Annotated in this window: 11 protein-coding genes; 2 read left to right on the top strand and 9 right to left on the bottom strand. The window is 61.6% G+C overall.

Translation table 11 applies throughout. From position 1 onward, the window contains the following. Positions 1 to 28: 28 nt before the first annotated feature. From BDB13_RS03635 to BDB13_RS03620, 4 genes are all read right to left on the bottom strand, one after another. Complete coding sequence (locus BDB13_RS03635; protein WP_254922695.1) at positions 29 to 691, bottom strand: hypothetical protein; 663 nt, start codon at positions 689 to 691, stop codon at positions 29 to 31. Positions 692 to 752: 61 nt separating this feature from the next. Further along, positions 753 to 3,218 carry a helix-turn-helix transcriptional regulator gene (locus tag BDB13_RS03630; protein WP_254922694.1) on the bottom strand — a complete coding sequence of 822 codons (2,466 nt, stop codon included), beginning with the start codon at positions 3,216 to 3,218 and terminating at the stop codon, positions 753 to 755. A gap of 492 nt (positions 3,219 to 3,710) precedes the next feature. Beyond that, positions 3,711 to 4,541, bottom strand: a complete 831-nt coding sequence (locus BDB13_RS03625; protein WP_094270449.1) for an alpha/beta fold hydrolase — start codon at positions 4,539 to 4,541, stop codon at positions 3,711 to 3,713. Then, entirely contained in the window at positions 4,538 to 5,239 is a 702-nt protein-coding gene (locus BDB13_RS03620) for a phosphatase PAP2 family protein (protein WP_094270448.1), read from the bottom strand. The genes BDB13_RS03625 and BDB13_RS03620 overlap by 4 nt, the downstream gene beginning before the upstream one ends. A gap of 126 nt (positions 5,240 to 5,365) precedes the next feature. On the opposite strand from BDB13_RS03620, the gene BDB13_RS03615 reads away from it, so the two are divergent. Next, complete coding sequence (locus BDB13_RS03615) at positions 5,366 to 6,013, top strand: TetR/AcrR family transcriptional regulator (protein ID WP_206042758.1); 648 nt, start codon at positions 5,366 to 5,368, stop codon at positions 6,011 to 6,013. 69 nt (positions 6,014 to 6,082) lie between these two features. On the opposite strand, the gene BDB13_RS03610 is transcribed toward BDB13_RS03615, so the two are convergent. The 4 genes from BDB13_RS03610 to BDB13_RS03595 form a co-directional block, all read right to left on the bottom strand. Continuing rightward, complete coding sequence (locus tag BDB13_RS03610; RefSeq protein ID WP_094270446.1) at positions 6,083 to 7,273, bottom strand: lipid-transfer protein; 1,191 nt, start codon at positions 7,271 to 7,273, stop codon at positions 6,083 to 6,085. Continuing rightward, positions 7,270 to 7,722, bottom strand: coding sequence for a Zn-ribbon domain-containing OB-fold protein (locus BDB13_RS03605; protein WP_094270445.1), 453 nt, complete (start codon positions 7,720 to 7,722; stop codon positions 7,270 to 7,272). Before BDB13_RS03605 ends, BDB13_RS03610 begins: the two co-directional genes overlap by 4 nt. A 113-nt stretch (positions 7,723 to 7,835) precedes the next feature. Next, positions 7,836 to 9,533 (bottom strand): FAD-dependent oxidoreductase, encoded by a 1,698-nt coding sequence (locus BDB13_RS03600; protein ID WP_094270444.1) that lies wholly within the window; start codon positions 9,531 to 9,533, stop codon positions 7,836 to 7,838. A 17-nt stretch (positions 9,534 to 9,550) separates the two neighbouring features. After that, complete coding sequence (locus BDB13_RS03595; protein ID WP_094270443.1) at positions 9,551 to 10,558, bottom strand: AurF N-oxygenase family protein; 1,008 nt, start codon at positions 10,556 to 10,558, stop codon at positions 9,551 to 9,553. Between the two features lie 177 nt (positions 10,559 to 10,735). Between BDB13_RS03595 and BDB13_RS03590 the strand changes: the two genes are divergently transcribed. Then, the gene (locus BDB13_RS03590; RefSeq protein WP_094270442.1) at positions 10,736 to 11,578 is read left to right on the top strand and encodes an SDR family oxidoreductase; all 843 of its coding nucleotides are present in this window, start codon (positions 10,736 to 10,738) and stop codon (positions 11,576 to 11,578) included. On the opposite strand, the gene BDB13_RS03585 is transcribed toward BDB13_RS03590, so the two are convergent. Continuing rightward, positions 11,500 to 12,045, bottom strand: coding sequence for a hypothetical protein (locus BDB13_RS03585; protein ID WP_094270441.1), 546 nt, complete (start codon positions 12,043 to 12,045; stop codon positions 11,500 to 11,502). The genes BDB13_RS03590 and BDB13_RS03585 overlap by 79 nt on opposite strands. Positions 12,046 to 12,511 lie beyond the last annotated feature (466 nt).

Raw genomic sequence — 12,511 nt, 5'->3', positions numbered from 1 at the left:
ATGAACAGCCAACTGATGAGTGTGAACATCACACCGAGAAGGCCGAATTGGTCCTGAGAAGTATGGGTGATTCGGGGAGGAAGAGGGTGCTGGCGACATGTAAGGCACTGAGGCCTGTGGCCGTCAAAAGTCCGGAGCCGATACACATTCGGGTGGTCATCCGGTTTGCGGTCAGTAGCATGGGTACCGCAGTCCAGGCCAGCCCCCACACAACGTAGGTGGACGCGAACTCGAGAAGGCGACCCGCCGCGGGAAGCGTTTTCAACTGATGGCAGATCACCGCTGCGGCAACCGAAGTGGCAATCACGAGGACCACCGCCAGCCAGCGCCAGGCCTGTCGAAGTGTAGCAATTGGTACATGCCAGATTCGTCCGTACATTCGTCCTAGTGCTCGGGCGTAGGACGTGGAACTCACCAGCAACATCAGTAGCCCGAGAACTCCGAAAGCTGCTGTGGTGCCGACACTCGCGGAATCGGTCGGCGGCAGGTCTATACCCAGATCGTCTCGGGCAGTCGCTGCGAGCGGTTGCAATCGTTGGAACGTCGATGCCGCAATCATGACCGGTAGTAGCGAAGTGAAAGCCTGGGCCGCGAGAGTCATTGCGCTGTCTACCAACCCGACTTCGAGGATATCCAACGAGATTCGAGATGCCAGGCGTCGCCGCGGAGTGATGGTCACCCACACCTTCATGCGGTCCCTTGTATCGCTGTAAATCCGCGGCGGCAACTGTGGGCGCATCAGGTACGTCGGCTCAGATGAGCCCGCCGCGCCGCGCGGCTTTGAGGGCGTCACGGCGATTGCTGACGTCGAGTTTCCGGTAGATCCCGCGAAGGTGCGTCTTGATGGTGTTGACGGACAGGAACAAAGTTTCGGCAATTGATTCCGTCGTATCGCCCGTGGCGAGTTCACGTAGGACGGTGTATTCACCCGGCGTCAGAATGGGCGCGCTGACCAGTTCCTGCGGGTGCAGTTGCGATCGTACGCGTTCGGCAAATGGTTCCTGATCTCCGAAGTGGCCACTGAAATCGTCGAGAATTCGCCGCAACGAATGGCCGTAGTCGAGGAAAGGGCGTAACAAATTTTCGTGTTCGGCAATGCGTAAGGCGTTGTGCAGTGATTGAAAAGCCTTGCGGGGTTGCCGGTTTGCAGAGTGAATGCAGGATTGTACGACTGATGTGTAAATGTGGTGGCCGAGTAGTGGCCGGTGAGGTTCGTGCGTGACGGCTTCCAGTTCGATCTGTGCCTCGGTGTTTCTGTTGCCCGCAAGCCGTAGTGATGCACGGGCCAGATGCACTTCGGGGATCTCTCCGAGTTGGCGGGATGCGTCATGGATCAGTCGGCTTGCCCAGTCCAGTTCGCCCACGGAGAGGCAAGCGTTGACCACTGCGGGGAGGAGAGCCGAACTTGCTATCGAAAAGGTGCCCGATTCAACGGCATTGAGCATCGCGTCGCGAATCTCTGCAACTGTAGACCGGCGATCATCGGCAGTGTCGAGTCGCTGTAATCCGAAGGTGATGACGGTATGCCATCCGAACGCGGGGATGCTGACGCCGAGAACATCTGCTTGGCGACAGTTCTGGGCAGTCGGGATCGTGTAGGGGAGATCCGTTGTGTTGCAGAGATATGCAGCCAGAGCGGCGACGGAGGTCGACAGCTCGTATTCTGCGGTCCCCACGAGGTGATGTTTGAGTGCGTAGTCGAGGGCGTACGTCGAATGCGCGGTCATTGCCAGAGCATTGCCGTCCATGGCGGCGGCAAACCCGAGACCGGTCAAGGATTTCAAGACCAGGCGGGTGCGTCCCCGGAGCATTCCCAGCGCAGCTGCCTGGGTGTATTCGTTTGTTGCTCTGTCGAAATCGCAGTCCAGGAAGTATCCGGTCGCGAGTTGAAGGTGTGCGTAGGCTTCGACATCGGAATTTGTGCTGTGCTGTCGTTCTGCGAGCGAGCAGAGTGTGGCGTCGTGTCGAGAATCGGCAGTTACATAGAGAGATTCGAGGGTCAGTGCGCAGTACAGTGCATCTTCGTTCAGAAGGGATGCGTCGCCCAGAAAGTTCAGATACGTGCGGGCGGTTGTCGCGTCTCCGCAATGCAGTGCCGAAGCTGCAAGAAGCATTCGCGTACAAGGTGACTCGGCAACCGGAATCGGCGCTGACTCGAGTATTCGAACCAGATCGCTGCCGTATCCGTCCAGTACGATTCCTAGTCCGCAACGGTCGAGAAATGCGAGAATCCTTGCTGTGTCACCGATCCCGACCTCGAGCTCGAGCGCTTCCACTTCGTACTGATGAGTCTCGAGCCAGCCGGCCGCCTGTTGGTTGGCCAGGAGTCGTCCGCCGGGATCGACGCGCCGGAACTCAGCCCGGAGATGTTCACGCAATAGCGGGTGGTAGCGCAGCCAGGTTGTGTGATCGGCCGAATCGGTGCGTGTGAGCGGCAGATTGAACTGGATCAGCGAGTCGATTTCGGTTCCGGCATCGTTGTCGGTGAGGGCTTCGGCCAGATCGATGGAGAACGCGTCGACAACCGAAGTGCGAAGCATGAACGTCGTGAGACGCGGGGGGAGTGTGGCCAACACCTCGTCGACAAGGAAATCGGCGACAGGTCGTGGGGTGTGCGTGAATTCCTCGACGGCATGAGCCTTGTCGCCGCGTCCGCACAGGTAGGCGCCCGCCAATCGGACTACCGCGCCCCAGCCCTTGGTGAATGATTCGATGATCGCCAGCTGGTCCGCGGTCAGGCTGATGCCGTATTCGGCCAACAGCGTCGTGATTTCGGTGCTGTTGAAGGCGAGATTGCTCGTTTCGAATCGACTCAGCCGACCCTCGAGTGCTAGCCGATGCCAGGTTAAAGGGGGTTCGTACCGGGCCGCGAGAACAATCGACAGGTTTGGCGGGGCATTCGAGAGAACGTGATCGAGCGTCGAAATCGAGATGGGATCGTGCAGTGCATGAACGTCGTCGAGAATCAGCGTGATCGGGCGTTCACTGGCTGCGATTGCGTCCATGAAGCCGGAGAGCCAGAACTGCGGGGGCGCACCGCGCGCGTTGGGTTCGACATGCTGGGACAGGGCCTCACTCAGCGAGGTGCACAGGACGCGGGCATTGTTGTCGCGCTCAGCCAGAGTCAGCCAGCAAATCGCTGAATGGGATTGCTCGCGGGCCCAGTCGGCCAGTAGGAGCGTTTTGCCTGCGCCGGCCGGTGCGCACAGCAGGCTCACTGTGTTTGAGTGCGTGGACGCGGAGAGTTGCCGATGCAGGCGTGGCCTCGGTATTGCATGTGCAATAGCTGACGGTGGCCGGAACCTGCTCTGATGTTCACCCTCGGCCGCCATTCCACCTGGTTCGGGCGCTGGCACTGCCGATACACGAACCGAGCTTTTCATCGGACTCCTGGCGTCTGGGGAGTGGCACTATGAAATTACCCAATTCGGGCATTGCTTAATCAGCGTTTCGTCGGATCAGCCGTTTCCCCCTGTAGGTATCGGGTATTCGTGCCAGGGAATTCTGTGCTTGAAGAGGAGTTGAAATGCCAAAGGTTCGACGTTGCCGAACTGGTTTCGGGTGCGAAGCTCAAGGTGTACCCGGGTGGGTCGCACGGACTTGTGGGTGAGTACGAAGAGGCCTTGAGCGCGGACCTTCTCGATTTCATCCGGAAATGACAGCTCCGGCGGTGACGTGCACCGCCGGAGCCGTCATGACGTAAACCAGTGTCAGGCAGTGTGGCCCGCCCAGAAGTCGACTAGTACCTTCGTCAGCTCCTCGGGCTTCTCCTCGTTGGGGGTGTGGGAGGCCCCGGCAATAATCTCGAACTTCACGCCGAGACGCGCCGCGGCGTCAGCCTGGGCGTCCAGCGGAATGACGTCGTTCTCGCCGGCGGCGACGAGGATCGGCACGCCGGTCGCGCCCAACTCCTCGACGCGATCCGGCTCGGCGCTCATGGTGAGGGCGATCCCGGCGATGTTCGCGGTCTTGGTCGCCATGATCCGGCCTCGCAGGAACTCCTTGACCGGTGCCGGGAAGATGTCCTCGAAGGCGCCGAACATGGCCTGCCACAACGCCTCGTTGCCGCCCGCCCACAGCAGTTCCGGGATCTGGCCCATGTCGACCGCTCCGCCCAGATCCTGACCGTTCGGCGGCGAGTCGAGGATTACGTAGTCCAGGAATCGCGCCGGGTCGTTCAGCACGGCCGCGCGGGTGACGAGCCCGCCGAAGCTGTGGCCGAGGAGGTGGACCTTCTCGCCGGGCGCAAGTGCGTCGAGCACCTCGGCGAGGTCCAGGGCGAACTTGGCGATCGTGTACTCGCCGACCGCATCCCGTCCGTCCGGGCCATCCGAATCGTATTGTCCGAGCTGCGAGTACGAGATCAGGCGGTAGCCGGCGGCGGTGACGAACGGTGCCATCGGGAGGAAATCCTCCCGGGAGCCGGTGAAGCCGGGGACCATGACGACGGTGCCCTTGACGTCGGTGCCGGCGTCGGGTGTCGCCTCGAAGTAGGACAGCTCGCCGCGCGAGATCTTGATGCGGGACAAATTCACGGTCATGTCGCGTTCTCCTTGTTGGTGTTCACAAGCTTTTCGGTCGATAGGTAGGGCGTCATCAGCCACCACAGCACGAGGGTAGTGCCGCCTCCGAGAAACAGGCCGCCGATTGTGTCCGAGAACCAGTGGGCGCCGAGATATGTACGGTCCCAGATCATTACCGCGGTGGCTAGTACCGCGAGAATGACACCGAGCTGCCGCCGGCCCGGGACGCTCAGCAGTGCGATCAGCATGATGGCGGTACTGACGACGAACACGGTGTGTCCGGAGGGAAAGGACCCGTGGTCGACCCTCACTAGTGGCTCGAGTGGTCGAGGTCGGTCGACGACTTTCTTCACGACCTGGGCGACGACGCTGGTTGCCACAGTTCCGACGGCAATGAAGACTGCCGCGCGCGGCCGCTTGCGATACAGGAATGCACCGATCAGCAGCAGGAGGATCACGATGCTGCCGATCGGCCCGCCCAGGAAGTCGACGACCTTGGCGAAGCCGGTGAGCGCGCCTTCGCGACTGCTCTCCATGGTCCGTCGCCAGGAGTCGTCCAAGCTCTTCCATGGCGGTGTGATCACGTTCGACATGATGATCGCGGCCTCGACGATGCCGAGAATCAGCAGGACGACGCCCGAGATCAGCAGCCCCGGCGGCCGTGTGGCGGGGACCGGCCCGGAAGTGTTCCGAGCGGTCTCCGGCGGGCTGTTCACAAAAAGACTCCTTCGTGCCGTCGCGTGACTGGGTCTTTCGGCCACCGGGTCGAGGCTAGTCCCCAATACCGAGTGCCTACTAGGTTTGTTATCGCGATGTTATCCCCGACCTCTTAAGGTGAGACCGTGGACACCGGAGAGAAGGGCCGAAATATGACCGTCCGACCCCGGAAGGGCGGCAGTTACGCCGTCGGTCGGGCCCGACGAACCCGGATCCTGCACGTCGCAATGGAGGAGTTCGCCGAGAACGGCTACCGCGGTGCCTCGCTCGCCCGGATAGCCGAGCGTGCGGAACTCTCCCAGCCTGGCCTGCTGCACCACTTCCGCACCAAAGAAGAGTTGCTGGCGGCCACGCTGGACATGCGTGACGACATGGACGTAGAGCGCTTCACCGACGCGGACGGCGCGCGGCTCACCGGGATCCCTGCGATGGAGGCCCTCGCAGACCTCGTCGAGCGCAACCAGCGCATCCCCGGCCTCGTCCAGCTTTTCACCGTCCTGAGCGCCGAGTCCGTCACCGTCGATCATCCGGCCCACACCTGGGCCCACAACCGCTATCGGCGTATTCGAGCGTTCATCGCGGACGGTATCCGCGCCGGGATCGCGTCCGGAGAGTTCCGGGCCGATATCGATCCCGAGGCCCACGCGTTCCGGCTGGTTGCCATGATGGACGGACTCCAGCAGCAGTGGCTGGTGGATGCCGAGGCGGTGGACATGGCGGCGGTGTTCCGGATGTATCTGTACGAGACACTCGACGCGATGCGAGCCCGGTAGGCCTGGTCTTTCCAAAACAAAACCGCGCGGGGTGTGTGTCACACCCCGCGCGGTTTCGAATAATCGGACTCAGGCGGAAACGATCACCGATGAGCCGTGGCCGAAGAGGCCCTGGTTTGCGGTGATGCCGATGCGAGCGCCTTCGACCTGACGGCCTTCAGCTTGCCCTCGCAGCTGCCAGGTGAGCTCGCAGACCTGCGCAAGTGCCTGTGCGGGAACAGCTTCGCCGAAGCAGGCGAGGCCACCGGACGGGTTGACCGGGATGCGGCCACCGATGGTGGTGTCGCCGGCGCGCAGGAGGTGTTCGGCCTCGCCGCGCTTGCAAAGTGCGAGGTCTTCGATCCAGTCGAGCTCGACGGACGTAGCGAGGTCGTAGACCTCGGCCACGTCGACGTCCTCAGGCGAGATGCCGGCTTCTTCGTAAGCGGCGTAGCCGATGGATTCCTTGAACGTGCGCTCCGGTGCAGGCACGGCGGAGCTGGAATCGGTGGAGAAGTTCGGCATGTCCATGATCGTCTGCGGGAACGTCGGCGTGACCGTCGAAATCGCCTTGATGCGAACAGGTTCCGCGATACCCATCTTGCGGGCGTATTCCATCGACGTCAGCAGGATGGCTGCTCCGCCGTCGGAGGTAGCGCAGATGTCGAGGAGGTGCAGCGGGTTGGAGACCACGGGGGAAGCCAACACGTTTTCGACGGTGACCTCCTTGCGGTATCGCGCATTCGGGTTGTTCAGACCGTGCTTGGCATTCTTGACCTTCACGTTGGCGAAGTCCTCGGACGTTGCGCCGTAGAGATCGATGCGTCGACGCGCATTGAGCGCGAAGTACGCCGGGTTCGTCATGCCCATGAGGCGGAAACGCAGCCAGTCCGGATCGTCCCAACGCTCACCGGCGACGGGAGCGAGGAAACCCTTGGGGGTGGTGTCGGCACCGACGACCAACGCGACCTCACTGAGGCCGGCGAGGATGCGGGCGCGAGCCGTATCGAGTGCCTGGGCGCCCGTTGCGCACGCGGCGTACGACGTGGCGACGCGAGCGCCGTTCCAGCCGAGGGCCTGAGCGAAGGTGGCTCCGGCGACGTATCCGCCGTATCCGTTGCGGACGGTCTCGCCGCCGACGATGAAGTCGACGTCTTTCCAGTCGACACCGGAATCAGCGAGTGCGGCGCGAGCGGCGGCGACGCCGTACTTCACGAACGACTGGCCCCACTTGCCCCACGGGTGCATACCTACACCGAGTACTGCGACGTCTTTGCTCATGACTGCGACTCCTGTACTGCTGCTGCGACGGGCTTCCAGCGCCACGTCGTGCGGACTCCGGTTTCGTCGGTGTACAGCGGCTCGACAACCAGTTCGACGGTGTTGCCGACCTTGAGATCGTCGACGCCGTAACCGTCGGCCACCTGGCCGAGGATGACGAGGCCTTCGGGCAGCTCGACGGCTGCGAGGGCGAACGGCACGTACGGGTCGGAGCTGGGGATGTACGGCGGTGGCGGCTGGTACTGCGCGTCGGTGTACGACCAGACCGTGCCGCGACGCGAGAGCTCGGTGTCGGCGAATTCTTCACCTGAGCAGCTCGGGTTCTTGCAGAACGTGGTCTCGCGGGGGAAGGAAATGGTGCCGCAGGATTGGCACTTGGTGCCGATCAGAGCCGGTTCAGCGCCGGTCGTGAACCAGCCCTCAACTGCCGGCGTTGCAGTCTCGCTCATGCATACCTCATCTGTGGGCGTACCTGATCCGGAGATCGAGGCCGCTGTAGCCGCTTACTGAAACAAGTTGCAGTATTACACGATATGCAGCGCAGATGGGTCGAATTTTTCGGTCAGTGGGACGCCTTCCAGAGCCTGCGACGCGCTGATTTTGCCTGAGCTGCGGCGTTGATGATCGATAACGCCTCAGCCTGATCGAGGATCTTCTCGCGAATCCGTCCGTGGGCGGCCCCGCGTTCACGTTCTGCTTTGTCGATGGCGTGCCAACCGGCGCGATCGACGACGGCTGATTGCCGTGACCGGACCAATCGATCCAGGGCGGTTGCGTCGGCCGAGGGGCTGGTCAGGTTGCCGTTGTTGAAGTCGTCCACGAGCTTGCCGACGGTTTCCTGGGCGCAGGATTTGTTGGTGCCGATGAAGCCGCTGGGGCCACGCTTGATCCAGCCCGTTGCGTAGACACCGGGCGCTTCGAGGACACGGCCTCCGTCGTTGGGAATCACCGAGGCCCGCTCGTCGAACGGGACACCGGTGAGGGGGACGCCGCGATAGCCGATGGACGTGAGTACCAAGCCGGTGTCGATGGTTTCGGTGTCGCCGGTGGGTTCGATACCGGCGGCGCCGTCGCCGTCGACGAGTGTGTTGCGGTCGAACTCGACGCCGGTGACGTGGTCCTCGCCGGTGATGGCAGTCGGTGTGAGCAGGTAGCGCAAGGTGATTCGTTTGCTACCGACATCGACGTGATCGCGGTTCTTCAACGCCTCGAGGAGTTTGAGTTTCTGCTCGACGGCATGCGGCAGTGCGTCTGCGTGTTCGGTGGCCGGATCGAGAATCATGTCGTCGGGGCCGACGGACAGTTCGATGTCCGGCAGGGCCATCAGGCCCGTGAACTCGGGAACGGTGAAGGCGGACTGCGCGATTCCGCGTCGGCCGACGATGACTACCTCTTCGACGAGGCTCTTCCGCAGCGCTGCGAGCGCGTGGGCGGAGATGTCGGTGGCTGCGAGCTTCTCCGGGTCTGCCGTCAAGATGCGAGCGACGTCGAGTGCGACGTTGCCGTTTCCGATGATGACGGCGCGTTGATGCGAGAGGTCGAAGACGTCGTCGGCATGATCGGGGTGGCCGTTGTACCACGCCACAAAGTCTGTGGCCGAAGCTGTTCCGGGCAGATCGGCACCCGGGATGTCCAGGCCGCGATCGGACGAAGCGCCTACCGCGTAGAGGACAGCGTGATGGTTTTCAAGAAGTTCGTTGTGGGAGAGGTGATTACCGATCTCCACGTTCAGGTAGAACTCGAAACCCTTTTGTGCGGCGATCTTGTCGAACAGGCGGGTGACCTGCTTGGTCTTCTGATGATCGGGAGCTACGCCGGCGCGAACCAGGCCGTAGGGCACGGGAAGTCGATCGAAGACGTTGACCTGCACATCGGGCTGAGTCAGCAACTCGTCGGCCGCATACATCGCCGACGGACCGGAACCGACGATCGCAACACGCAGCGGTGGACGCCCCTGATCGACGGTGGTGGCCGGAATCACCTTGGCGAGCAGTGGCCGCGGCCGCTCCTCTTTGTAGAAATCCGCATTAATCTGCAAGAAAACACGTTGCGGGTCAGTCAGTTTCGACTCAGGCACAATCGCATCGACCGGGCAGGCCGATACGCACGCCCCGCAGTCGACGCAGGCCTGCGGGTCGATGTGCAGCATCTCGGCGGTGAGGAAATCCGGCTCGTCCGGCGTCGGATGGATGCAGTTGACCGGGCAGGCGTAGACGCAGGAGGCGTCGCTGCAGCAGGACTGTGTGACTACGTGTGACATGGCGGCAAAGTTCCGATCTAGGCTGCGGCGTTGTGTGTGCTGCGATGGGGCTCGCTGCGGAAACGTGATGCGCGGCCATCCATCTTGCAGGCCTTCCACACCAGGCGCGACGCGCGATTCATCAGGCCGGTTTCTGTGGCGAGCATGCGAACGTCACCGAAGTAGTTGCGCAGAGTCTGACGCGATTCGGGGAGTTCCCAGAACAGGTCCTTCTTCACGGATGCCGGGATGTCGAACTGCTTCCAGAAGGTCTTCGGCGGAATCACGATGGCGTCGCACAGGATTCGCATGACCAAGGGGAAGAGAAGTGACAGCACAAAGCGGCTGGGGCGGGACATCAGTGGGATGCGTCGGCTCAGGAGCTTGTGCGCAAACGAGATATGACGTGCTTCCTCGGCAACGTGAATTGCCATGACGGACGCCATGATCGGGTGAATATCACCGCCGGCGCGCAGGATGCTCTTCTGAATGTGATCGATCGGTTCCTCGCCGGCCAAGACGCCTACGAAGAAGATTTCGGGAAGTGGTCCGGCAGCGAGGGGGATGAACGGTGCCAGCATGCGCATCGGGCGGCTCATGCCGGGAGCGTCGACGCCGATGCGGTTCACCATTTCCTGGAACATCATGGTGTGGTTGCACTCTTCGACGGATTCGTGGGTGCAGTAGCGGGCCTCGGCCGACTGATTGGGCAGCGAGAAGACGTACTGCATCATGCCGCGGATCAGGATGTTCTCGAATTGGAGGCCGACCTTCGCGACGTTGGCCTGCCGCCACATCCCGATCTCGATCTGCCTGGCCTCGCTCTGCGCCTGGTACCAGGGGTGGGCGCCCAGCGGGTCTGTCTCGGCCGGGAGGATCCAGCGGGGGTCGTTGGGGGTAACCGCGAGTTCGGGGGAGTCCCAGTCAATATCGAGGTAGGGGTCGAAGCGCTTGTGTACCGATCCCTCGGACAGGAGGCGGAGTGTCTCGTTGTACGAGTCGTCGGAGGCTTCCGCGTTCTTGTCGAACGCCGTCGTGAGCGTCATATTCGTCTCCCTCTTCGGTGGTATCGAGGGCCGGTTCGTGTGATCGCAGGCACTCGGTCTGCGTTTAATGTAACCGCAGGTATCAGGAAAAGCTAGCCCTCTTCGGCCTGGTGGGGCTGGGCCGCATAACTTACTGTTGAGTAGCTTCATGAACCCGCAGACAGGACCGGTACTGACGTGATCAGAAGTCTTTTCAGCAATTTTGTGTTGAGTCCGCCGACGCGACTCCGTTCGCTACTTCCGGCGCCTCCTGTTGGCTTCTCGGACAAGACCATCGTGCTGACCGGGGCGTCGTCCGGAATCGGTGAGGCAACCGCGCGCACGTTGGCCGCCCGGGGTGCCGAGTTGATTCTGATCGCCCGCGGCGTCGAAGAACTCGAGCGAGTGCAGCGCGGCATCCAACGGGAGGGTGGATTGGCGCACGTCTTGCCGGCGGATCTCTCGAAAGGCGAGAGCGTCGACGAACTTGCCGACGCCATTGCCGATCAATTCGGGGCCGTCGATGTTTTGATCAACAACGCGGGCCGCTCGATCCGCCGGACTGCTGCCGACTCAGTGGAGCGGTTCCATGATTATGAGCGCACGATGGCGCTCAACTACTTTGGGCCGGCGCGGTTGACGTTGCGGCTGTTGCCCTCGATGCTCGAAGCTCATTCCGGGCACATCGTCAATGTGGGGACGTGGGGTGTGAGCGCCGGTGTGATGCCCAGGTTCAGCGCCTATCACGCGTCGAAATCGGCGCTCAGTGCTTTCGGCCGCAGCCTTGGAGCTGAATGTCATGGCACGGGTGTCGACGTCAGTACGGTGCAGTTTCCGCTTATCCGTACGCCGATGATTGCGCCTACCTCCGACTACGTGAGTCAGCCGGCTTTGACGGCGGATCAAGCGGCGTCGTGGATAGTGAGGGCTATCGAGACTCGGCCGATCGAGTTGTATCCGCGTTATGCCGGGCTGTTGCGGATGCTTGGTGCGGTATCTCCTTCTGCGACAGATGCTTTGGTGCGTAGAGCGGGAATCTGAGGTCTTCGAGTATTCGCGAGCAGAGACGTCAATCCAGCGCACAGCAGCATCAGTGCAGTTTCGATGGCTTGGAACTGCCAGTACCGACTCTGCGGATGGGAGAGGATTTCGTAGTGGTCGATGCCTTGCTGCCTGAGGCAGTAGTCGAATTCCAAGATCCGTTCCGCATACTCGATCTGCGCGCGGGCACGGTCCTTGTGGGTAGTTCCGCCAGCTCGGACATTGGCGTAATCCGTGCTCTCGCAGAGTGAATTGTCCGCCGTGATCATGTTGCCGTCGCGATCGGTGAATCCAGCTCCGACAACCCAACTCGCGTCGACGGTGTAATAGGGGGACGGCGCGTACTCGGACGCTCGGGCGTAGCCGCTAATGGACTGCACCTTCGTGTCCGGTTCTGCGTAGTGAGGCCGGAGCAGTGCTGTCAACACCACGGGTGCGATCAGGAACATGACGAGTGTGGCGACCATTGCGCAGACTGTGTTGCGCCCACATGATGTGAGTGCGGCATTGTCGCCAGGTCACCAAGATCATGGGACGGCCCGAACAACCGAGAGAAAGGCAGTCTTCATGGTCAGGACGCTACCGTTCGTGTGCGAGAAATTCGGGGTGTCGGCATTGAATAGGATTGACCAGAATTATTAGTTCGGTTGAGATTCGATAATTATCCTCCAAAAGTACTAGTGCATTCGCATGTATTCTGGTAATGCCCATAGATTTGTTGTTTGCATGCGAATATGAGCTTAATTCGCGGGAGTGTGGATGCGAAAATTTCGACCGTCCGTCACACAAGGGGGAGATGGCAAGTGGTGACCATTCGTCAGCAACCTTCGTTGCTCGCGAAGATTTCGCTGGAAGCTCGAGAGCTTCTATCGCGGAATCCGGCTGTGTTGGCGACTATTGCCGGAATCCTTAGCGCGGTCTGGGTTTTCGGTG

It is taken from the genome of Rhodococcus sp. OK302 (assembly GCF_002245895.1).
Lineage (GTDB): Bacteria > Actinomycetota > Actinomycetes > Mycobacteriales > Mycobacteriaceae > Rhodococcus_F.
Note: the sequence above shows the minus strand (reverse complement) of the source record. Positions and strands in the feature narration are given on the sequence as shown.